Source organism: Streptomyces sp. P17 (assembly GCF_032436805.1).
Lineage (GTDB): Bacteria > Actinomycetota > Actinomycetes > Streptomycetales > Streptomycetaceae > Streptomyces.
Genome location: NZ_JAVRBF010001368.1, coordinates 1 through 243, shown reverse-complemented (window position 1 = coordinate 243; position 243 = coordinate 1). Strand labels below are relative to the sequence as shown.

At 68.7% G+C, this 243-nt stretch carries 1 protein-coding gene; it reads left to right on the top strand.

Features of this window, described 5'->3' with window-relative positions; translation table 11 throughout:
* A partial coding sequence (locus tag RMT89_RS45000; RefSeq protein WP_315889528.1) for a hypothetical protein occupies positions 1-206 on the top strand: 206 nt, incomplete at its 5' end.
* Positions 207-243: the final 37 nt, after the last annotated feature.

The window sequence follows — 243 nt, the reverse complement described above, 5'->3', positions numbered from 1 at the left end:
ACAGTGTCGAGGAAGCGAAGGAGAAGCGCGCGAAGCTCGACAGCATGGTGCACTACGACTCGGCGATTGCCTCGCTCTCCGTGCAGCTCGGCACCGACGCGTCCGGCTTCGATCCTGACGGCCAGTTGCCGCCGATCCCGGAAACCAATGCCAGCAAGAGCGGCCGCCATAGCCGCCGACGCGCTGCGCTAGCTGGCGCACCGTGAGCTTGTCGCGCGCGGCGGCGTCGACCAGGCGCTGGCG